This is a genomic window from Niveibacterium sp. 24ML, from assembly GCF_026586805.1.
Taxonomy (GTDB): Bacteria; Pseudomonadota; Gammaproteobacteria; order Burkholderiales; family Rhodocyclaceae; genus Niveibacterium.
The window spans coordinates 114490-135781 of record NZ_JAPFHA010000011.1; the positions used below are offsets into that span (position 1 = coordinate 114490).

Sequence of the window (21292 nt, forward strand, 5' to 3'; positions counted from 1 at the left end):
GATGACAGCCATGCGACTCGTCAGGAAAGCGCTGACGTTCGACGACGTCCTTCTCGTCCCCGCTCATTCCACGGTTCTGCCTCGTGATGTCAGTCTTGCTACCCAGCTGACGCGCAACATCCGATTGAACATTCCTCTGGTGTCCGCAGCCATGGACACGGTAACCGAAGCTCGTCTGGCCATTGCCCTTGCGCAAGAAGGCGGCATCGGGATTGTTCATAAGAACCTGACGCCCCGTGACCAGGCCATTGAAGTGGCCAAGGTAAAGCGTTTCGAGTCTGGTGTACTGAAGGATCCGATCACCGTGCCGCCAAGCATGAGCGTGCGCGAAGTGATTGCCGTAACACGACAGCACCGGATCTCCGGCCTCCCGGTCGTTGAGGGCAAACGTGTTGTCGGCATCGTGACCAACCGCGATCTGCGCTTCGAAATGCAGTACGACCAACCGGTGTCCGCGATCATGACGCCGCGCGAGCGTCTTGTTTATGTTCGTGAAGGCGCAAGCGTCGACGAAGCCAAGGCGCTGATGCACAAGCACCGCCTGGAGCGCGTGCTGGTCCTGAATGAAGCCGGTGAGATGGTGGGGCTGATGACCGTCAAGGACATCCTCAAGTCCACCGAGCATCCGCTTGCGTCCAAGGATGAACTGGGCCGCCTGCGTGTCGGCGCGGCGATTGGCGTTGGCGCCGGCACGGAAGAGCGCGCCGAATGCCTCGTCGAGGCGGGCGTTGACGTCTTGATCGTGGATACCGCACACGGCCATTCGCAAGGCGTGCTGGAGCGGGTGAACTGGGTCAAGAAGAACTTCCCGCAAGTGCAGGTGATCGGCGGCAACATCGCAACTGGCGAAGCCGCACGCGCACTGGTCGACAACGGTGCCGACGGTGTCAAGGTGGGCATTGGTCCCGGGTCGATCTGTACGACGCGGATCGTTGCCGGCGTTGGTGTACCGCAGATTACGGCGGTGGATAGCGTGGCGACGGCATTGGCCGGAACTGGCGTTCCGTTGATCGCCGATGGCGGCATTCGCTTCTCCGGCGATATCTCGAAGGCGGTTGCCGCGGGTGCTTCCTGCGTCATGCTTGGCGGCCTGTTTGCCGGCACTGAAGAAGCGCCGGGCGAGACGGTGCTCTACCAGGGGCGTTCATACAAGAGCTATCGCGGCATGGGCTCACTGGGCGCAATGCAGCAAGGTTCGAGCGACCGTTACTTCCAGGATAACGAAGGCAACGCAGACAAGCTGGTGCCTGAAGGCATCGAAGGACGCGTTCCGTACAAAGGCCCGGTCACAGCCGTGATCCACCAGCTGATGGGTGGCTTGCGTTCGTCGATGGGTTATGTTGGCTGCGCATCGATTGCCGACATGCATGTCCGCGCCGAGTTTGTCGAGATCACCTCTGCCGGCATGCGCGAATCGCATGTTCATGATGTGCAGATCACCAAGGAAGCACCGAACTACCATATCGACTGAAGTCCGGTCGATTGAAAGCACGCACGAGGGGTAAGGCGCGAGCCTTGCCCCTTGCGCATTCAAGTGCAGTACCCAACTCCGAAGCCCGCCATGCACGACAAGATTCTGATTCTCGATTTCGGCTCACAGGTGACCCAGCTGATCGCGCGCCGTGTGCGCGAAGCCAACGTGTACTGCGAGATCCACCCCTGCGATGTGTCCGACGATTTTGTTCGTGGATTCGGCGCCAAGGGCGTCATTCTGTCCGGCAGTCACATGTCGGCCTATGAAGAAGCCAACGACAAAGCGCCGGCCGCCGTCTTCGATCTGGGCGTGCCTGTGCTGGGCATCTGCTACGGCATGCAGACGATGGCGCAGCAACTGGGCGGCAAGGTCGAACCCGGAACCGTGCGGGAGTTCGGCTACGCCGAAGTGCGCGCGCATGGCCACACCAAACTGCTGAACGGCATCGAAGACTTTCGTACCGTGGAAGGTCACGGCATGCTCAAAGTCTGGATGAGCCACGGCGACAAGGTCACCGAACTGCCGCCGGGCTTCAAGCTGATGGCGTCTACCGCGTCCTGCCCCGTGGCTGCAATGGCCGACGAAGATCGTCGTTTCTATGCGGTGCAGTTCCATCCGGAAGTCACGCACACCCTGCAGGGTGCTGAGATCATCAACCGTTTCGTGCGCGATATCTGCGGTGCAAAAGCCGACTGGATCATGAGCGACTACATTGCGGAAGCGGTGGCGCGCATTCGCGAGCAGGTGGGCGACGAAGAGGTGATCCTCGGCCTGTCGGGTGGCGTGGATTCCTCTGTCGCTGCGGCGCTCCTGCATCGCGCAATCGGCAAGCAACTCACTTGCGTGTTTGTTGATCACGGCTTGCTGCGTTTGAACGAAGCCGAAATGGTCATGGAGATGTTTGCGCAAAACATGGGGGTGAAGGTTATTCACGTCGATGCGTCTGCGCAGTTCATGGGCAAGCTTGCTGGCGTGACCGACCCTGAGGCTAAGCGCAAGATCATCGGCAAGGAATTCGTCGAAGTGTTCCAGGTCGAGTCGGGCAAGCTCTCGAATGCCAAGTGGCTTGCGCAAGGAACGATCTATCCGGACGTGGTCGAATCGGGCGGCGCAAAGTCCAAGAAGGCGACGACGATCAAAAGCCACCACAATGTCGGCGGCCTGCCGGACACGCTTCACCTCAAGTTGCTTGAACCGCTGCGCGAGTTGTTCAAGGACGAAGTGCGGGCGCTCGGGATCGCGCTGGGTTTGCCGCACAACATGGTTTATCGCCACCCCTTCCCGGGCCCCGGTTTGGGGGTTCGAATCCTTGGCGAAGTGAAGAAGGACTACGCCGATCTGCTGCGCCGCGCCGACGCGATCTTTATTGAAGAACTGCACAAGACGGTCGACGAGAACTCTGGCAAGACCTGGTACGAACTGACCAGCCAGGCATTTGCCGTGTTCCTGCCGGTGAAGAGCGTTGGCGTGATGGGCGACGGCCGCACCTACGACTATGTGGTTGCTTTGCGCGCAGTGCAGACACATGACTTCATGACCGCGCACTGGGCCCATCTGCCCTACGAGTTGCTCGGGCGCGTCTCCAATCGCATCATCAACGAAGTGCGGGGCATCAACCGGGTCGTCTACGATGTCTCGGGCAAGCCGCCCGCAACCATTGAGTGGGAGTGAGGCCACGCGCCTGCTCCAACGGAGGCTGATTCAAGATGGCTGTTTCGCGGCTGATTGCTGGAATGCTTCCCGGTGCGGTGCTGCGGTTCGCGCAGCGGCTGCGCTTTCCGCATCTGTTCCTGATCACGCTGGTCGTGTTCGTGATTGATTTGCTCATTCCGGATCTGGTGCCGTTCGCCGACGAGATCTTGCTGGGGCTCACGACGATGGTGCTGGCAGCCTGGAAGAGCGGGCGCCCGCCCGAAACGAAATGAGCTTTTCGCTCGATGACGAGCGCTTCATGCGTGAAGCGCTCGATCTCGCCCGTCAGGCCGGTTCACTGGGTGAAGTGCCGGTCGGAGCGGTCGTGGTGCGGGACGGCGCCATCATTGGTCGGGGATTCAACCAGCCCATCCTGCGCCATGATCCGACGGCCCACGCCGAGGTCATGGCGCTGCGCGACGCGGGTCTGAACGTCGCCAACTACCGCTTGCCCGCCTGCACCCTCTACGTCACCCTTGAGCCCTGCGCGATGTGTAGCGGCGCGATCTTCCATGCGCGTATCGGGCGGGTGGTGTTCGGCGCGGCGGATCTGAAGACCGGGGTCGCGGGGAGCGTGACCGATCTCTACGCGATCGGGCAGATCAATCACCATGCCTCAGCCGAGGGCGGACTGCTGGCGGATGAATGCGCCAGCATGCTTTCAAGCTTTTTCGCGGCCCGTCGCGGCCGCACGCTGGTCGCCTGAGCCGGTGCGGGCGTTTACACTAGCGCCCCATGGCAACCTTCTGCTTCTTTGCTCCCTCGGGCTATCTCGCCGATCCGCATGTCCTTGATCGCGCCGAAGCCCTTCTGATCGGGCTCGGTCACGACGTCAAACGCGATCGCAGTCTGCTCGACACTCACTACCGATTTGCCGGCGACGTGGCAACCCGCATCGCAGCCTTCGAGCGCGTCGCTGCAGACCCGGATGTCGATGTTGCCGTGGCTGCCCGCGGGGGCTACGGCATCACGCAACTCCTTGATGCCCTGGATTTCGGTGCGCTCGCCGGCTCGGGCAAGCTGTGGCTTGGGCACAGCGATTTCACGGCCTTCAGCCTGGCCATGCTGGCCGCAGGCGGGCAGAACAGTCTTCAGGGACCGATGGTCGCGGCAGACCTCGGCGCCGAGACACCGAGTGATTTCACGCTCGCGCATTTCACGGACTTGCTCGCGAGCGGTCGTGACGCGATCGTCGTGAGCACGCCCCAAGCCTGGCAGGGCAGCCTGGATGGCGTGCTCTGGGGCGGCAATCTGAGCATGGTCAATCACCTGCTTGGCACGCCATGGTGGCCGCAAGTCGAGGGCGGCATTCTCTTTCTTGAAGACGTCTGCGAAGCGCCTTTCCGGGTAGAACGCTTGCTCTACCAACTTCTGCACGCCGGCGTTCTGGCGCGCCAGAAGGCGATTCTGCTCGGCGACTTCTCGGGCTATCGGCTCGGTCAGCCCGACAACGGCTACGACTTCGACGCGATGCTCGCGCACCTGCGCTCGCGCATCACAACGCCGATCCTGACGGGCCTTCCATTCGGGCACGTGCCAGACAAGCTGACGCTCCCGGTCGGCGGCCATGCCAGCCTGGTAAGCACTGCGGAAGGCTGGCGACTTGATATTCGTGCCACTGCGCCAGCACCGCATTTCGAGATTTCGCCCTACACCGTGCGCGCCGCCGATTGGGGCCGCGAACAGGCGATGCTGCGTGCCGTGCGCTATCCGGTCTTTGTCGTAGAACAGAATGTCCCAGAGGAAATCGAGTGGGATGCGATGGACGCGGCTTGCCTGCATGCGCTCGCCGTCGATACCCAGGGCCGTCCGGTGGGTACGGCGCGGCTGCTGCCGGACGGGCACATCGGGCGTGTTGCCGTGCTCCCTGCGTGGCGCGGCAAGGGGGTAGGGCGACGCTTGATGCGCTGGATCATCGCAATGGCAAGGAGCCGCGGGCATCTGGCGGTGGAACTCAATGCCCAGACTTCTGCGGCGGGCTTCTACGCCGGAATGGGCTTTGAGACATGCGGCCCCGAGTTTGTCGAGGCCGGCATTCTGCATGTACCGATGCGGCTGGCCTTCTAGCCGGGCGTCAACGACGGGTCAGCGCAGCACACGTTCAACCAGCTCAGGCGTTCCCGCTGGCGGGCATAGCACCACCGTCTGGCTTCGCGTGCCATAGCCCGGCGCGCGTATCAGGGCGGCCGACAGCAACCGTTCCCACTCCAAAGGCACGCCCGTTTGCGGCAAGTCTGCGTCCGGCGCGATCGTGTCGTCGGACAAGAGATCAAACAGCCCTTCGGTCTCGGGAAGTGCGCCGAGTTGCGCGCTGAGTTGGCGCTTTCCGCGTTCAACTTTGGGCCAAGGGGTGTCCAGAAACGCGTTCGACAAGCCATACACGCCCGCTTCGAGACGCTGAAGACGCCCACTTACGCTCTCCAGGCACCACAGCGAATCACCTTCGGCAAGCAACAGATTGAATGGGTTGAAGCGCTGCCGCGCCGCCAGAAGCGTTTGCAGATAGGCAAGTGGGTCGCTTGCTTCGAGCACGGCGGTAACGATATCGCCGCGCGACTGCGCATCATCACGGTGCCGCGCCGGGTCCCGGTAATTCGTCAGCGCCGCAAAACGGCCGGCGGCCGTGATACCCATCCAGGTACCACCGGCGCGCAGGTCGCGCCCGGCAAGTATTCCAGGCTTGTCCGGCCACCAATGCGCAGGGGCGCTGTCGCGAGCGTAGAACTCATCCCGGTTGGCGGCCACGACGAGCGGATAGTCGGCGTGCTGCTTCCAGGCAAACAGGATCAGGCACACCGCGGTGGCGCCATCTCGGTGAACACTTCGGAATGGCGCGGGCCAAGCAGGCAGGGCGAGAGGCCGCTGCGGGGAAGACAGCGTTCGATCTCAGCGAGCAAACGAGTGGGGTCGTCAACCGGCTCGTAGACCTCCATCCAGGTCTGCACGTCATCGGCGCGCGCCATCAGGCGGGCGCCGACACCGGTCGCGTGTTCAACATCGTCAAGCAGTGCTGTAGCCGCAACACGCGCATCGTCGCCTCTGCCCGCCGCGACCTTGTAGTAAACGAAGACCGATGTCCTCATCGCCGCGGCGAGTGGCTATCAGGGAAGCGCGTAGGGCAGGGGCTGAAAGTGCAGTGCCGGGCCGGCCGGAGCGCCCAGGGTGACCTGATTCGCGTCATGGCTGCTCATTTGCACGACCGCCAACAGATCAAAGCCCGAAGTCGGTGCGGGCGTCGCCGCCACGACCTTGCCGCAGGATTGATCGGCAAAGTCAGGCGCAAACAGATCCTGCCCTGCGAAAGGCGCCGTCAGCGCATCGACATGCGCCAGGAACATGCGCTTCTTGAGCTTGCCCAGATACTGTGTGCGGGCCACGATCTCCTGCCCGGGGTAGCATCCCTTCTGGAAATTCACGCCTCCGATCACTTCGAAGTTGATCATCTGCGCGACAAATTCGTCTTGCGTGGCAAGGGTGATCACCGGCAGGCCGGCCCGCACATCCAGCCACTGCCAAGCCGCGGTGCCGGCCGGGCTGGCCCCCGCAGCGGCGAATTTCTTCCAGAGATCAGCCGCCTGGGCAAGCGGCGCAATTACCTGAACCCGCGCACCGTCAAGCCGTACGATCTGGATCGCGCCTTGTGAAACGCTCATCGCTTCAGGCGGCAGCGTCAGCCCGGCTGCGTCAAGCACCCGCGCAACCGCCGGCCCGGCAATGCCGATTGCGGCAAGGTCGGGTGTGGTATCGGTAATGCGGACCTTGGAACGCAGCACATACATGCCCAACTTCTTGTGCATCGAAGCAAGCAGATCGGCAGAGAGCTGCAGCAGGTAGTCCGAACTGTCGCGCCAAACCAGAAAGCTTGCGAGCATTCGCCCCTTGGGGCTGTTGAAGCTGTTCCAGTGCGCACTGTGCAGTTCAAGCTTCTTGATGTCGTTGGACATCAGGTTGTGCAGGAAGGCGCAGGCATCTTCACCCGCAGCGCGCAAGGTGCCCAAGTGGGTCAGCGGTACGATCACGGTACCGTTGGCCGCAAGCGCGACCTCGTCCCGCGCGTTGTCGGAGAACGAAACCGTGCCCGAAGCGCCTTCGGCAAAACGGGCGCCAATCTGGTCAAGGTGCAGCAGCCAGGGTGATTGCATGGAGAGTTCGGCCTTGTCTGGATTCTGGTAAACCGTATGTGAGGCTATTATACGAGCCATCAAGAGGCGCCCAGACGGGCGCCTTTCCGTATTCGTCTCCTAATCCGCTCCGCGGTTCCCCTGATGCGCCGATTCTTTTCACGCCTGCTTCTTGCCACCGCACTGCTCCTTGCCCTGACGGCAATCGTGCTGGCCTGGCTGCTCAACAGCCCGATTCCGCTGCGCGAGGCAACGCTTGAACTTGAAATAGAACAAGGCAGTTCAATGCGGCAGGTTGCGCGCCAGGTACAGGCCGCCGGCATCGATGTGAACCCGTTGCTGTTCGAATTGCTGGCTCGGGGGAGCGGGCAGGCGCAGAAGGTCAAGGCCGGCAGCTACGAAGTCAGCGCGGGCGAAACGCCGTTGACCTTGCTGCGTAAGCTTGTGCGGGGCGATTCGACACAGGGCGAGTTTGTCGTGGTCGATGGCTGGACCTTCCGGCGTCTGCGTGAAGAACTCGCAAAGCTGCCCGGCCTGCGGATCACCAGCGCCGGCCTCTCCGATGCCGAACTTCTTGCCCGGCTTGGCGTGCAGCAGAGCAACGGCGAAGGCCTGTTCCTGCCGGACACCTATTTCTACGCCAAGGGTGGCACCGACCTGCAACTGCTGGCCCGAGCGCAAAGGGCGATGACACGCCATCTTGAACGGGCCTGGTCCGCCCGTGCGCCGGGCCTGCCGCTCAATTCGCCGCAAGAGGCCTTGATCATGGCTTCACTGATCGAGAAGGAAACCGGCCTTGCGGCAGATCGACCCACGATTGGCTCGGTCTTCTACAACCGCCTGCGGATCGACATGCCCCTGCAGACCGACCCGACAGTGATCTACGGTCTCGGCCCGGGTTTCGATGGCAACCTGCGCAAGATCGATCTGCAAACCGATACGCCATACAACACCTACACCCGGCGTGGCTTGCCGCCAACCCCGATTGCAATGCCCGGAAAGGCGGCGATTGCGGCCGCCTTGCATCCGCCCGCGACACCGTACTTCTACTTTGTTGCACGTGGCGACGGATCGAGTGAATTCTCCCGCACGCTGGACCAGCACAATCGCGCCGTGGCGCGCTACCAGAAACGCAAAGGCAACAACCGATGAACGGACGCTTCATCACCTTCGAAGGCATCGACGGCGCCGGCAAGAGCACGCAGATTGCCGCTGCGGTTGCACTGATCGCCGCGCACGGCCATACCGTGGTGCAGACGCGCGAGCCGGGCGGCACGCCATTGTCCGAAAAACTGCGCGAACTGGCGCTGCACGAACCAATGCATCTTGAGACCGAGGCGCTGGTGATGTTCGCCGCGCGGCGCGAACACCTTGCCGCCCGCATCGAACCCGCACTCGCAGCGGGCGAGTGGGTGGTCTGCGATCGCTTCTCCGATGCCACGTACGCGTATCAGGTGGGCGGCCGGGGGCTTGGCGCCGACAAATTTGCGGTGCTTGAGAACTGGGTGCATCCAGGCAGACAGCCCGACCTGACCTTCCTGTTCGACCTTGATCCGGCCATCGCGGCAGCCCGCATTGCGGCCACGCGCAGTGAGGGCGATCGTTTCGAGCGCGAACAGGCCGACTTCTTCACGCGGGTGCGGCACGCATACCTTGAGCGGGCTGCCGCATGCGCCACGCGCTTCCATGTGCTGGATGCCACGCGCACGCCGCAAGCCATTACCGCCGAAGTCGAAAACGTTCTGAAGGCGCGCTTTTTCCAATGATCCTGCCCTGGCACCACGTACTCTGGACACGTCTGGCCGCTGCGGGCGAACGGGGTCACCATGCCTTGCTGCTCGCCGGCCCGGCTGGTGGGGGCAAGCGGATGTTTGCCGAAGCCCTGGCCGCAGCACGGCTGTGCGATCAACCCGGGCCCGACGGGCACGCCTGCGGCACGTGCGAAGCCTGCGTCTGGCGGGCCGCCGGCACCCACCCCGATCTGTTCCGTGTCGTGCCGGAAGCAGATGAACTTGGTGACGACGCCAGCGAAGGCGAGAAGGAAAACGCCAAGTCTCGCCAGATCAAGGTCGAGCAGATCCGCCAACTGCAGGAATCCTTGACCAAGAAAGGCCACCGCGACGATCGCCGGATCGTGCTGGTCGACCCCGCCGAAGCCATGAACGCCGTAACGGCCAACGGGCTGCTCAAGCTGCTTGAAGAGCCGCCGCAAGGCGTGCTGTTCCTGCTCATCACCCGCGCGCCAGACCGCCTGCTGGCCACCTTGCGCAGCCGTTCGCAGCGATGGGACTTTCCCGCGCCCGAAGCCGGTGAGGCAGCTCGCTGGCTGGCGCAGCAAGGGGTTGCGGATGCGGCTACCTGGCTGGGTTTCGCCGGTGGCATGCCGGTCGCCGCCCAGGCCCATGCAAGCGGCGCGTTTGCCGCTTTTCGTGCGCGCTTCGTCAAGGACATTGCAAGCCTGCCGCAGCGCGACCCGGTGGAGCTCGCCGGCGCCTGGGACACCTGGTTGCGCAGCAAAGACGCGCAGGCAGCGGGCTTCGACATGCCTTGTCTTGCCGATTGGCTGCTGCGCTGGTACGCCGACATCGGTGCCGCCGCGTTGGGCGCACCGATCCGCTTCTTCCGTGACGCTGAGTCTGCGCTGCGGGAACTTACCCGCGGGCTTGGCACCGAAGAGGCACTCGGTTGCTACAATGATGGCCTGAACCTGCGCCGTGTTGCGGCCCACCCGCTCAACGCGCGCTTGCTGCTTGAAGACACTTTGCTTCGCTACTGTCGCCGCGTCGCCAGCGGGAGAAAACCATGAGTACACCGGCCCCGAACATTCCCCGCCCAGCGGTGCTCTCGCTCAGCATCAACTCGAAGTCCGCCCTGTTTGCCGCTTACATGCCCTTCATCAGCAATGGCGGGCTGTTCATCCCCACCAACAAGACCTACGGTTTGGGCGACGAAGTCTTCATGCTGCTGCAACTGATGGACGATCCTGCCAAATTGCCGGTCAAGGGCAAGGTTGTCTGGATGTCGCCACCAAACGCACAGGGGAACCGGACCCAGGGCGTGGGCGTGCAATTCACGCAAGACGAAAGCGGTGCAACCGTACGCGCCAAGATCGAGCAAGTTCTCGGCGCGCATATCGGCTCGAACCGCCCGACCCATACCATCTGATCGCGCACGCCTAGCCTGCAAACCACGCGGCGGCATCTGCCGCCGCTTTCATTTTGAGTCGCCATGTTCGTTGATTCGCATTGCCATATCGATTTCGCTGACCTCGTTGATCTGGGCGACGCGCTCTTCGCCGGCATGGCAAATGCCGGCGTGAGCCACGCGCTGTGTGCCGGCGTGAGCATTGAACGCCTGCCAGGCGTGATGGCCATTGCCGAGGCCCACCCGAACGTCTATTGCTCAGTCGGCGTCCACCCGGAGCACAGTGAAGGCGAAGACCCGGATGCCGCGCGCCTGGTGGCGCTCGCACAACACCCCAAGGTAGTCGCAATCGGCGAGACCGGGCTCGACTATTACTGGCACAAAGACAAGCCAGAGTGGCAGCGCGAACGCTTCCGGCAGCACATCCGCGCAGCGCGCGCCTGCAGAAAGCCGCTGATCGTGCATACCCGCGACGCCGCGGACGACACGCTGCGGCTGATGCGGGAAGAAAGTGCTGACCAGGCGTGCGGTGTGATGCACTGCTTCACCGAAACCTGGGAGGTGGCGACCGGCGCACTTGATCTGGGTTTCTACATTTCCTTTTCGGGCATTGTCACCTTCAAGAACGCCACCCAGATCAAGGACGTCGCCACCCGGATGCCGCTCGATCGCATCCTGATCGAGACCGACTCGCCTTATCTCGCACCGGTGCCGTATCGCGGCAAGCTCAACCAGCCGGCCTACGTGCCCCACGTCGCGCATGAAATCGCCCGGCTGCGCGGGGTTTCCGTGGACGAGATCGCCAGCGCGAGCACAGCCAACTTCTTCCGCCTATTCAAGGACGCCCGGCCGTGAGAGCGGCGTGCTGCCTGGTTCTGCTACTTGCCGGCCTTGCCAGCATGGCCGCAGATGCGGCAACCAGCTTCATCCAGGCGCGCACGGCTGCCGAAACCGGCCGGCCCACGGTGATCCGCGACTACCTGGACGAAGGCGGCGCGATCGACCTGCTCGACGAGCGTGGCAGTAGCTTGCTGATCTACGCCGCCCGCGAAGGCCATGCGGAGGTGGTCGCGCTCTTGCTCGCGCGCGGGGCCAATCCCGCGCAACGTAGCCTGCATGGGGAAACCGCAATCTCGCTGGCGGCGATGAACGGTCACCGCGAGGTGATCGATGCCTTCCTCGCCGCAGGCGCGCCAATTGAAGTCCCAAATGCGTGGTCACCGCTGCACTATGCCGCCTACATGGGGCACGAGAAGCTGGTCGAGCGGCTGCTGCAAGCCGGCGCAAGGGTGGATGCGCCGGCAGACAACGGCGCCACGGCCCTGATGCTGGCTATACGCGGCGGACACCTCGACGTGGTCGAGACACTGCTTGGCGCAGGCGCTAGCCTGACGGTGCGCAGCGACCGGGGCCTGACGCCGCTGGGCTGGGCGCTTGCAAACGAGCAGCACCGGATCGCCGATCGATTGCGCAAAGCGGGTGCGCGCGAGTGAAAACCCACGCGCGCATGGGGGGCGGTGGGCCGGCATGCGCGGCGGATCGCCCTGGCTGGCTACATATTCGGCTCACCGCGCGACAGAGCATGCGACTGACCATGCGGCCACCTGAGCGCGGACTTCTTGCGGCATGAGCACGTCGCGCTATCCGCTTGCGCCAGACGAGGTGGAGTTTTCTGCGATCCGCGCGCAGGGCGCGGGTGGGCAGAACGTCAACAAGGTCTCCAGCGCGCTTCACTTGCGCTTTGACATCCGCAGCTCATCCCTGCCTGAGCTGATCAAGGATCGCCTGCTGGCGCTGTCCGATCAGCGCATCACCCGTGAAGGCGTAGTCATCATCAAGGCACAGACATACCGTAGCCTTGAGCAGAACCGCGCCGATGCGCTCGAACGCCTGCAGGCCCTGATCGATTCGGTGAGCGTCGTGCTGCGCACGCGGCGCGCAAGCAAACCCACGCGCGGCAGCGTGCTGCGCCGCCTTGAAAGCAAAACCCGCCGCGCCCAGGTCAAGGCAAATCGGCGCAGCCACGACGAGTAGCACAGCCGCGGGCAGTCTTGGCGCCGGTGTGCCAACGCCCCCAAAACAGAACCGCGCCTCTCGGCGCGGTTTTTTGTCCTCCAAGCGGGCCTTGATCAGCGCGCGAGCTTTGCCTCTGGCGGCAACAGTTTGGCCGCGAGTTTCGGATCCGCCCGCAACAGACCCAGCTGATCACTGACTATCTGCGCGGCTTCGTTCAGTGCGGGGTCGATCGCCTTGGCCGGCTTCTTCGCCTTCTTGTTCTTGGTGGCCTGCGCGGGGCGCTCGTTGTCGAGCAGTCCGTCGTCGGCATAGAGCGAGTCCTCATCTTCCTCATCACCGGCGGGCCGGATCACGGCGGCGCGGCGCTTGAGCTTCGCCTCGATCGCTTCGCGCTCTGCGCGGCGCTCGGCCTCATTGAGTGAAGCGCTGTTCTGCTTGCGCTTGGCAACAAGCTCTGCCGCGTCTTCGGTCAATTGCTTCAGGCCGGGCAGGCTGGCAAGACGCGCCTCGTGGCGCACCAGCAGCGTTGGCAGAACGCTCGCGGGATTTCCAACCGACAGGTACGCAGCCGCCTTGATGTGGCCACCGGGCAGAGCGTTGTCGTAGCTGGATTCACCCATGCGCTCAAGATCAGACAGGATCGGGAAGACGATGTCCGGCGTCACGCCCTTGAGCTGCGTGGTGCTGCCGTTGATGCGGTAGAACTCGGCAACCGTCAGTTTCACTTCACCGAAGGTCGGTTTGGGCGGCTTGAGCATCTGATCGAGGCTGATCACGGTTTGCACCGTGCCTTTGCCAAAGCTCGGTTCGCCCACCACGATGCCTCGCCCGTAGTCCTGGATCGCCGCAGCGAAGATCTCGGACGCCGAGGCCGAGAAGCGGTTGATCAGCACCACCAGCGGCCCACCCCAGGCCAATCCGGCTGTGCTATCGACCTCGACACCGACTTTGCCCTGGGTGTCGCGCTGCTGCACCACCGGCCCCTGATCGATGAACAGGCCGGTGATGTCCACCGCCTGGCGCAAGGAGCCGCCGCCGTTGTTGCGCAGATCGACGACGATGCCTTCCACCTTTTCCTTCTTCAGTTCAGCGATCAGACGCGCGACGTCACGCGATGCACTGCGGAAGGTTTTGTCGCCCTTGCGGTGCGCTTCGAAATCCTCGTAGAACGAAGGCAGTGTGATCACGCCGATCTTGCGTTCAAGCCGCCCATCCTTGACCTTGATGATCGAGCGCTTCGCGGCCTGTTCTTCGATGTTGATCTTCTTGCGGATCAGGCGGATCAGTTTTCGGTCGCCATCAGGGCCCGCGTCGGCCGGCAGGACGTCGAGCACCACCACCGTGTCGAGCTTGCCGCGGATCTTCGTCACCACATCGTCCAGACGCCAGCCCATCACTTCGGTGACTTCGCCATCACCCTGGCCCACGCCAACGATACGATCGCCGACCTTGAGCTTGCCTGACAAGGCAGCCGGGCCGCCGGGCACGAGTTCGCGGATCATCGTGTAGTCGTCGCGCGACTGCAGCACGGCCCCAATACCCACCAGCGACAGCTTCATCGCAATGTCGAACTCTTCCGAGGCGCGCGGGCCCAGATAGTTGGTGTGCGGGTCGATCGTGGTCGCGTACACGTCCATGAAGATCTGGAACACGTCGTTCGAATTGACCTTTTCAATCCGCGACAGATAGCCCTCGTAGCGCTTGTCGAGCGTCTTGCGGATGCTCTCGTCCTTTTGCCCGGCCAGGCGCAGGCGCAGCCAGTCGTTCTTCACGCGCTTGCGCCAAAGCTCTTGCACCTCGGCCTGGGTCTTGGGCCAGGGCGCGGCCTTGCGATCGAACTCGATGCTTTCCTTGACGGTGAAGTCAAAGGGCTGGTTGAGCGCCTGACGCGAGTACTTGAAGCGCGCGACCAGGCGCTCGCGGTAAGCGTTGTAGATCGCAAACGGAATCCGCACGTCTTCGGCGAGGATTGCGTCGTCCAGCTTGTTCCGCAGCGTGGCGAACTGGTCGATGTCACCTTGCAGGAAAAGGATTCGTTCCCCGTCCAGCGCCTCGATGTACTTGTCCATCACCTTGGCCGACAAGGCGTCGTTGATCTGCGGCGTGCTGTAGTGAAAGCGGGTCAGCAGGCCGGCAACCAGCCGCGCGGCGGCAGGCTGGTGCTCCAGCGGTGCCAGGTCGGCACCCGATTCGGCGGGTACGGGCCCCGCAATCATCGTGGATGCGGTCAGCAGGGCCCAGATCAGGAACTTCTTCATTGGCGTCTTCAACACAACAGGATCCCATCACCGGCAGATGTATTGGAACTGCCCGACTATGGCAGGCAGAGCCTCGCAATTTACGGGAAAACCGCCAGATCTGCGCAGCAAGCCCGCACGCCGGGGCAAAAAGCCGCGCAGATTGGGGCGGTGTCCTCAGCCCAGGCGCCAGCGCAGCATCGCGCTGGCGTGATCAACCAGCAGCGCAAGCAGCAGCATCGCCAGGATGATCGCGCAGGCGTTACCAAGGCGGAAAAGCGACAGCTCGTAGTAAAGCGCCTGACCCAAGCCGCCGGCGCCAACGAAGCCCATCACCGCCGCCATGCGGATATTGATCTCCCAGCGATACAGCGTGTATGCGAGCCACTGCGGGGCCACTTGCGGCAGCGCACCGTAGAGGAAGGCGAGCGAGCGCGGGGCGCCGCTGGTGCGCAGCGCCGCTTCGCCCGCAGGTGGCGCGTTTTCGAGCGCTTCGGCGTAGAGCCGGCCGAGCACGCCGCAGGTATGCAGTGCCAGTGCCAGCGCCCCAGCGAAGGGGCCGAGGCCCACTGCCAGTACGGTGATCGTTGCCCACACCAGCTCGGGCACCGCGCGCAGCAAGTTGAGCGCAAAGCGCGTGATGGCCTTGAGCACGGCGCCACAGCGCCCGGCCGCCGGCAACGCGAGCACCGCTGCCAGGCAGGCCGCCAGCACCGTGCCGACCAGCGAAGTCGCCAGGGTTTCGAGCGAGCCGCTCGCGATCTTGCCGAGCAAGGGCAGATCGTGGGCCGGTGGCAGGAATTCACCGAGGAAGCGCGCGATATCGCTGCCCGCGTGCGCCCCGAACAGCGCGCCGAGATCTAGCCCGATCATGCGCCAGGCGCTCACGCACACCAGCGCACCAGCCAGCGCCAGCACCCAGCCGCTGACGATGCGTTTGTGCAGCGCATCCGGCGGCGCATCCATCCAGCGCCGCAGCAGGTTCGATAGCGCATCGGCGGCGAGCACCAGCAGCAGGAAGGCGGTGAGGATGCTCGCTACTTCGCCGCCGTTGAAGGCCTTCATCGACTGATCCATCAGCTGGCCCATGCCGCCAGCGCCCACCAGGCCCATCACCACTGCGGCGCGCAGCGCGCATTCCCAGCGGTAAATCGAGTACGACACCAGCTCGGGCACCGCATTGGGCAGCAAGCCATACACCAGGGCGGCTGTGCGGCTGCCGCCCGCAGCGAGGATTGCCCGCGCCGGCCCGCGGTCAACCGAATCCAGAATCTCCGCAAACACCTTGGCGAGCATGCCGCCGTAGGTGAGCGCGAGCGCCAGCACCGCCGCGCTGGGGCCGAGCCCGAACACCCGCACAAACAGCAGCGCCCACACCAGTTCAGGGATGCCGCGCAGGAACAGCGTCAGCGCCTTCACCGCCTGACGCACTGCCGGGCGCCATATCGCTCGCGGCGCCGGGCCAATCGCAGAGACCGATAGCGCCGCGGTGCTGCCCACGGCAAGTGGAATGGCGATCAGCAGCGCCAGCAGGGTGCCGACGGTGGCAATTGCCAGCGTTTGAAGCACTGCATCGCGTAACAGGCCCAGGAAGAACGTGTCGTGCGCAAGCGGCCAGAAGCTGGCGACGAAGCCGCCCGCCACCTTGAGGTTTGCAGGGTCGAGCAGGGCGGCAGGATCGACCTGCGCGACCTTTCCGATCGGCCACGCGAGCGCGAGCACCAGCATGCAGCCGATCAGCCGCCCGGCCGCTGCCGGGTCGCGCGAGTCGCGGCTCAGCAGCATGGCAGGCCGGTCGCCGATACCCGCGGCAGCGCGCTCGTAAGCGCGGGCGGCGAACCGGGCGTGACGCGTTCGGATGCGTAGAGCGCGGTTAGATCGCCTTCACTCACTTCACCGGCCGATTTGTCGAACGCGATGCGTCCGTCGCGCACCCCGACGATACGTGAGAAGCGTGCCCGCGCAAGGTCCACTGCATGCAGGCTGGCGATCAGCGTTGCGCCGCGCTGGCGGGCGTCGTCGCACAGCACGGCGAGGGTGTGGTCGGCGAGCGCCGGGTCGAGTGCCGATACCGGCTCATCGGCCAGGATCAGCGCCGGGGCTTGGTAGAGCACCCGCGCGATGCCGACGCGCTGCAGTTGCCCGCCGGACACCTGGTCGCAGCGTTCGAAGAGTTTGTCGGTCAGATCAAGCCGCTGCAGGGCCGCGCGTGCGCCGGCGATGTCCTGCGGCGCGATCAGCGACAGCAGCGACTTCCAGATCGGCCACACACCCAGTCGCCCCGCGAGCGTGGCGGTGACGACACGCTGCCGCGGCGGCAAGGGTGGCGCCTGATGAATGGTGCCGATACGGCTGCGCAGCACGCGCAGATCTTCGCGGCCTAGTCGCCACGGGTCACGAGTGTCGAGCTGCAGCGTGCCGCTGCTGGCGCGCAGGGCGGTGGCGAGGCAGCGCAAGAGGCTGGTTTTGCCGGCACCCGAAGGGCCGATGATGGCGACTTGCTCGCCGCGTGCGAGGCGCAGATCAACACCGGCAAGGCCGGGCTGCTCGGCGCCGTAGTTCAGGCGCAAGTCTGAAACGAGGATTTCCATGAGCCGCTTCGTGCAGGTTCAATCAGCCGCCCGCCGCCGTGCCGTGGCACCGCCGCGGGCGGGCCAGGCCTTAGCGCAGCAGGCCGGCAGCCTGTGCAGCCTGCTCGATGCTCTGGTAGTTCTCAGGCTTGGTCGGCACGAAGCGGGTAGCGCGCTGCAGTGCCATCAGCTCCTTGTGCTCGGGGTTGGCCGGATCGAGCTTGAGGAAGGCGTCACGGATCTTCTTGGCAACTGCCGGGTCGATATCGCCGCGCACCGTCCAGTTGTAGTCAAAGTAGGGCGGGGTGGTGTTGAACACGCGCACCTTGGCGGTATCGACCTTGCCGGCTTCGACCAGCTTGTCCCACACCGAGGCGTTGAGTACGCCAGCGTCGGCGCGGCCCGATTGGACGAAGGCCACGGTTGCGTCATGCGCGCCGGAGAAGGCGACCGTCTTGAAGTCTTTTTCCGGCGTCAGGCCCGCTTGCAGCAGGTAGTAACGCGGCATCAGGTGGCCGGAGGTGGACGATGGCGAGCCGAAGGCGAAGGTCTTGCCCTTCAGATCGGCCAGCGACTTGATTGCCGGGTCGGCGGTGATGAAACGGCTGGTGAATTTCTCGTCTTCAACACGCTGCACCAGCGGAATGGCGGTGCCGGCGGTACGCAGCTTGGCTTGCACATAGGTAAAGCCACCCAGCCAGGCCATGTCGATGCGTTTAGCCGCTAGCGCTTCCACCACGCCGGCGTAGTCGGTAACCGGCACGAAGCTCACCGGCATGCCGATCTCTTTTTCAAGATACTTGCCGAGCGGCGCGAACTTGCGTTGCAACTCGGTCGGCGATTCGTCCGGAATCGCGGAAACCTTGAGTTCCTTCATCTGCGCGAAGGAAGGGGTGGCGAGCGCCGCAAGGGCAAGCGCCGCCAGGCCACGCAGTGCGTGGCGACGGAAGTGGTTCAGCATGTTGGCTCCAAAAAAACCACCCCGGCGCGGGGCCGTGCCCGCCGGGGTTTATACGTGGGGTAGTGCGTTGGTGCGGTACTCAGACCGCGGGCGGATTATACGGGTGGCCCCGTTCATGCGCCGCCCAAACAAAAAGGGCGCCTTGCGGCGCCCTTGCTGGAGGAGACTGCCGGGCGGCTACTTGGCCGGCGCCGGGATCAGCTTTTGCTCGCGCAGCGCACCGATCACCAGCTTGGCCAGTTCGGCGGCCACCTTCTTGGCGCTCTCCGGATCGGTGGATTCGCTCAGCGCCGACCAGATCACCTTGCCTTCGTCGGCCGCGGGCCAGAGCTGGGTTTCGATGGTCACCACGTCGTACTGATAGATGCGCGGCTCGGTCACCATCGCCGCCGATCCGTAAAAGCCCCAGAAGCTGCGGTAGCCGTAGGCCGGCATCATTGTCACGGTGCCGGGCGAATACTGCGTCTTTTGCTCGGTGCGCAAGGCACGCGCCACCAGGATGGCATCTGCCTTGGATTTGGCGACCGCTTCGCGCATCGCCTCGACCGAGCGCTGCGGGTTGTCCGGCAACAAGCGGTATCCGGCCACCGCTTCGATGCCGGCGTCGTTCAATGCCTTGGCGAAGTCGTCTTCGAAGACGCGGCGCGCCGCCACTTCGTTCGACACCCCGACGACAACAATCTTCTTGAACGGCGCTCCGGCGTATTCGGTATCGCGCCAGGCACTGGTAATGCGGGTGGAGGCGCAGCCCGCCAGCAGGGTTGCCGCCGTGATTGCAAGCAGGACTGTGCGGATGCTCGGGAGTTTCATCGTGATGCTCCTTCTTCATGCAGGAGGCACGAGTATCCTGCGGGCTCGGCGCCGATTCAAGCGCCTTGAATCATCACTCACACTAAAGCTAGATGCTCTCCATTCTTTTTCATGACGACGATCTGGTGGTGATCGACAAGCCTCCAGGCTTGCTGGTGCACCGCTCGATCCTCGATCGCAACGAAACCCGCTTTGCGGTGCAATTGCTACGCGACCAGATCGGCCGCCGCGTGATTCCGGCGCACCGGCTCGACAAGGGCACCTCTGGGGTGCTGGTGTTCGCATTCGATCGCGATACCGCCGCCGCACTCGGCGCGCAGTTTGAAACGCGCGAAGTCGGCAAGCGCTACCTTGCCGTAGTTCGCGGCTGGCCCGACGCCGAGGGCATGATCGAACATCCATTGAAGATCGTGCGTGACGAATACGAGATGCAGGTCGACGCCCTCACGCCGCCGCAGGAAGCGCGCACCGGCTATCGCCGGCTCGCCACCATCGAACTACCGATCCCCGACGACCGCCACCCGAGCAGCCGCTACGCGCTGGTCGAACTCGCACCCGAAACCGGCCGCCGCCACCAGATCCGCCGTCACCTCAAACACATCTCGCATCCCGTGATCGGTGATGCCACCTACGGCAAGGGCAGACACAACCGCATGTTCGGCGAGCAGTTCGGCTGCCGCCGTCTGCTGCTTCACTGCGCCGCGATGAGCCTGCGTCACCCGCGCAGTGGGTTGCCGATTGAATTGGTCGCGCCGCTTCAAGGCGAATTCAGGCAACTGGTCGAACGTTTTGGCTGGCAAACCTGAAGGGGAATCGGGCTTCGTGATTCGGCGGCGACCCGCTGATTCCGCTGGTGCAAAAGCACATGCCACACGTGTAGACTCGTGCGGCGTATTGGCACCCGCGCGTGTGAAAACGCTGGCGGGACCGAGCCTTCAATGTAAGAAGCAAGCGAGGTGAGCAATGCAGCATGTTTCTCGTCGTGTGGCCCTGGTTCTACTGTTGCTTGTTTCTGGCAACGGCGTTGCGCATGCGCAATGGGTGTTCGCTGCCAAGAAGGCGGTTGGGGTGGTTCGACAGCTTGCCAGCGAAGCCTCGGAGGGGCGTGAGACGGGATACGACTCCGCAACCGTGATGCTTGCTGCGCACCCCGAGGACGTGTATCGCAAGGCGGTCTCCGTCGTGAAGGCCAGCGCCGAATACCGCCTCACACGGCAGAACGACGAAGCGCTGACGCTCGAAATCTCCGACGGAACGTGGCTCGCGGGCATGCAGGTCACGCCGGTGGATGAGAAGCTCAGCCAACTGTTGATCGTGTCCAACAGCGCCGCGTCCGCGAAGTCGGGCAGCTCGGTCGCAGTCAGGGGCGTGCTTCGCGTGTGCAGGGAAATGCAGGTCGAATGCCAGGTTGCGGCGCCGCCGGCCGCAAGTAAGTAGGCGCACTGCGAGGCTTCCCGCTTCGGCCGCCGCGCGGCCGGGGCATCCGGGATACGTCCGGCCGCCCGACACAGCATCGCTGGCTCAATCGGGGGCCGGTCCTGGTCAGCAGACCGCTTTCAGGGCGCAGGCTCCACCCTGCGGCCAACGTCGCGATCCGGGTTGGCAAGGTCTGCCATGAGCGTGCGTGCTGCTAAAACGCTGAATTCTTGCGCGCTGCATCCTTGCGCGCTGCAGTCTGGCGCAAATCAGCCGTCTGGATTCACCAGATGCACGACATTGAAGATCTCCATCGCGCCGTCGTCAAAGCTGGCCATGCGCACGGTTCGCAGGTCGACGCGGACCACGCTGATCGCGTTTGGCGCGTTACCACGCGACCAATCCACAAAAACCACGCTGTTCGAGAAGAAGTCGAAGGAGGGCACGGGCACCTTCCAGCGCCCCCAGGTGACTTCGCCCCGCAGAGCGCGACCGCGCCATTGTTCGTCAGCGTGCGATCCGGACTGCTGGGCGATGTGGGCCAGATACACCCCTTGCTCGCATTGCCCGATCGCGATGTGGCAACCACTGAACGGGCCGCTTGCCGCCCAGGTTTCGCCACCGGCCGCAATGCCATAGGAAGCGCGCGTTTCAAGGTAGTGCACCCACATTCCCGGATCATCGCCGCCCCCGTTTCCGTCCAATGTCAGTGCGTTGCCCGCACCGCTCAGCGCAATTTGCGAGCGGCACACAGCAAGCCCGCTGCTTCGGTCGTTCTGGCGCAGGTTTCGGATCGTCATGGTGCCGTGGTTGGCGGCCAACAAGTTGGCAATACTCGGTCTCATTGTTTT

23 protein-coding genes are annotated in these 21292 nt (G+C 64.0%); 14 read left to right on the forward strand and 9 right to left on the reverse strand.

Features of this window, described 5'->3' with window-relative positions; genetic code table 11:
* The first annotated feature begins 10 nt into the window (after positions 1-10).
* From guaB to OPU71_RS11405, 5 genes are all read left to right on the forward strand, one after another.
* Positions 11-1471, forward strand: coding sequence for an IMP dehydrogenase (gene guaB, locus OPU71_RS11385; protein WP_267728095.1), 1461 nt, complete (start codon positions 11-13; stop codon positions 1469-1471).
* A 90-nt stretch (positions 1472-1561) separates the two neighbouring features.
* A complete protein-coding gene (guaA, locus tag OPU71_RS11390; RefSeq protein WP_267728096.1) occupies positions 1562-3145 on the forward strand; it encodes a glutamine-hydrolyzing GMP synthase in 1584 nt (527 codons plus the stop codon).
* A 35-nt stretch (positions 3146-3180) separates the two neighbouring features.
* On the forward strand, positions 3181-3399 hold the full coding sequence (locus OPU71_RS11395; protein WP_267728097.1) for a DUF6116 family protein: 219 nt from the start codon (positions 3181-3183) through the stop codon (positions 3397-3399).
* Positions 3396-3872, forward strand: a complete 477-nt coding sequence (gene tadA / locus OPU71_RS11400) for a tRNA adenosine(34) deaminase TadA (RefSeq protein ID WP_267728098.1) — start codon at positions 3396-3398, stop codon at positions 3870-3872. Before OPU71_RS11395 ends, tadA begins: the two co-directional genes overlap by 4 nt.
* Before the next feature lie 29 nt (positions 3873-3901).
* A complete protein-coding gene (locus tag OPU71_RS11405) occupies positions 3902-5233 on the forward strand; it encodes a GNAT family N-acetyltransferase (RefSeq protein WP_267728099.1) in 1332 nt (443 codons plus the stop codon).
* A gap of 18 nt (positions 5234-5251) precedes the next feature.
* Here the strand turns inward: OPU71_RS11405 and OPU71_RS11410 are convergent, their stop codons facing one another.
* Genes OPU71_RS11410 through OPU71_RS11420 form a run of 3 tightly spaced genes read right to left on the reverse strand, consistent with a single transcriptional unit; the run spans position 5252 to position 7308 of the window.
* Positions 5252-5962 carry an NRDE family protein gene (locus OPU71_RS11410; protein ID WP_267728100.1) on the reverse strand — a complete coding sequence of 237 codons (711 nt, stop codon included), beginning with the start codon at positions 5960-5962 and terminating at the stop codon, positions 5252-5254.
* Positions 5953-6249 carry a DUF4936 family protein gene (locus OPU71_RS11415; protein WP_267728101.1) on the reverse strand — a complete coding sequence of 99 codons (297 nt, stop codon included), beginning with the start codon at positions 6247-6249 and terminating at the stop codon, positions 5953-5955. The genes OPU71_RS11410 and OPU71_RS11415 overlap by 10 nt, the downstream gene beginning before the upstream one ends.
* An 18-nt stretch (positions 6250-6267) precedes the next feature.
* Complete coding sequence (locus OPU71_RS11420) at positions 6268-7308, reverse strand: YgfZ/GcvT domain-containing protein (RefSeq protein WP_267728102.1); 1041 nt, start codon at positions 7306-7308, stop codon at positions 6268-6270.
* A gap of 123 nt (positions 7309-7431) precedes the next feature.
* Here OPU71_RS11420 and mltG point away from each other — a divergent pair, with 123 nt between their 5' ends.
* The 7 genes from mltG to arfB all read left to right on the forward strand — a co-directional run bounded on the left by mltG (position 7432) and on the right by arfB (position 12465).
* The gene (gene mltG / locus OPU71_RS11425) at positions 7432-8439 is read left to right on the forward strand and encodes an endolytic transglycosylase MltG (RefSeq protein WP_267728103.1); all 1008 of its coding nucleotides are present in this window, start codon (positions 7432-7434) and stop codon (positions 8437-8439) included.
* Complete coding sequence (gene tmk / locus OPU71_RS11430; protein WP_267728104.1) at positions 8436-9053, forward strand: dTMP kinase; 618 nt, start codon at positions 8436-8438, stop codon at positions 9051-9053. The genes mltG and tmk overlap by 4 nt, the downstream gene beginning before the upstream one ends.
* Positions 9050-10093: a DNA polymerase III subunit delta' gene (gene holB / locus OPU71_RS11435; protein WP_267728105.1), complete on the forward strand. Its 1044-nt coding sequence runs from the start codon at positions 9050-9052 to the stop codon at positions 10091-10093. Before tmk ends, holB begins: the two co-directional genes overlap by 4 nt.
* Positions 10090-10452 carry a PilZ domain-containing protein gene (locus tag OPU71_RS11440; RefSeq protein WP_267728106.1) on the forward strand — a complete coding sequence of 121 codons (363 nt, stop codon included), beginning with the start codon at positions 10090-10092 and terminating at the stop codon, positions 10450-10452. The genes holB and OPU71_RS11440 overlap by 4 nt, the downstream gene beginning before the upstream one ends.
* Before the next feature lie 63 nt (positions 10453-10515).
* Positions 10516-11286 (forward strand): TatD family hydrolase, encoded by a 771-nt coding sequence (locus tag OPU71_RS11445; RefSeq protein ID WP_267728107.1) that lies wholly within the window; start codon positions 10516-10518, stop codon positions 11284-11286.
* Positions 11283-11924, forward strand: a complete 642-nt coding sequence (locus tag OPU71_RS11450; RefSeq protein ID WP_267728108.1) for an ankyrin repeat domain-containing protein — start codon at positions 11283-11285, stop codon at positions 11922-11924. The genes OPU71_RS11445 and OPU71_RS11450 overlap by 4 nt, the downstream gene beginning before the upstream one ends.
* A 133-nt stretch (positions 11925-12057) precedes the next feature.
* Positions 12058-12465 (forward strand): alternative ribosome rescue aminoacyl-tRNA hydrolase ArfB, encoded by a 408-nt coding sequence (gene arfB, locus OPU71_RS11455; protein ID WP_267728109.1) that lies wholly within the window; start codon positions 12058-12060, stop codon positions 12463-12465.
* A 95-nt stretch (positions 12466-12560) separates the two neighbouring features.
* On the opposite strand, the gene OPU71_RS11460 is transcribed toward arfB, so the two are convergent.
* From OPU71_RS11460 to OPU71_RS11480, 5 genes are all read right to left on the reverse strand, one after another.
* Positions 12561-14705 (reverse strand): carboxy terminal-processing peptidase, encoded by a 2145-nt coding sequence (locus OPU71_RS11460; protein ID WP_267728110.1) that lies wholly within the window; start codon positions 14703-14705, stop codon positions 12561-12563.
* A gap of 156 nt (positions 14706-14861) precedes the next feature.
* Complete coding sequence (gene phnE, locus OPU71_RS11465; RefSeq protein ID WP_267728111.1) at positions 14862-16469, reverse strand: phosphonate ABC transporter, permease protein PhnE; 1608 nt, start codon at positions 16467-16469, stop codon at positions 14862-14864.
* Entirely contained in the window at positions 16460-17275 is an 816-nt protein-coding gene (locus OPU71_RS11470; RefSeq protein ID WP_267728112.1) for a phosphonate ABC transporter ATP-binding protein, read from the reverse strand. Before OPU71_RS11470 ends, phnE begins: the two co-directional genes overlap by 10 nt.
* Positions 17276-17345: 70 nt before the next feature.
* On the reverse strand, positions 17346-18215 hold the full coding sequence (locus OPU71_RS11475; RefSeq protein WP_267728113.1) for a putative selenate ABC transporter substrate-binding protein: 870 nt from the start codon (positions 18213-18215) through the stop codon (positions 17346-17348).
* A gap of 177 nt (positions 18216-18392) precedes the next feature.
* Positions 18393-19025 carry a hypothetical protein gene (locus tag OPU71_RS11480; protein WP_267728114.1) on the reverse strand — a complete coding sequence of 211 codons (633 nt, stop codon included), beginning with the start codon at positions 19023-19025 and terminating at the stop codon, positions 18393-18395.
* A 92-nt stretch (positions 19026-19117) separates the two neighbouring features.
* Between OPU71_RS11480 and OPU71_RS11485 the strand changes: the two genes are divergently transcribed.
* Positions 19118-19831 (forward strand): pseudouridine synthase, encoded by a 714-nt coding sequence (locus OPU71_RS11485; RefSeq protein WP_267728115.1) that lies wholly within the window; start codon positions 19118-19120, stop codon positions 19829-19831.
* Between the two features lie 157 nt (positions 19832-19988).
* Positions 19989-20462 carry a hypothetical protein gene (locus tag OPU71_RS11490; RefSeq protein WP_267728116.1) on the forward strand — a complete coding sequence of 158 codons (474 nt, stop codon included), beginning with the start codon at positions 19989-19991 and terminating at the stop codon, positions 20460-20462.
* Between the two features lie 248 nt (positions 20463-20710).
* Here OPU71_RS11490 and OPU71_RS11495 read toward each other — a convergent pair whose 3' ends face one another.
* Positions 20711-21286 carry a hypothetical protein gene (locus OPU71_RS11495; RefSeq protein ID WP_267728117.1) on the reverse strand — a complete coding sequence of 192 codons (576 nt, stop codon included), beginning with the start codon at positions 21284-21286 and terminating at the stop codon, positions 20711-20713.
* Positions 21287-21292 lie beyond the last annotated feature (6 nt).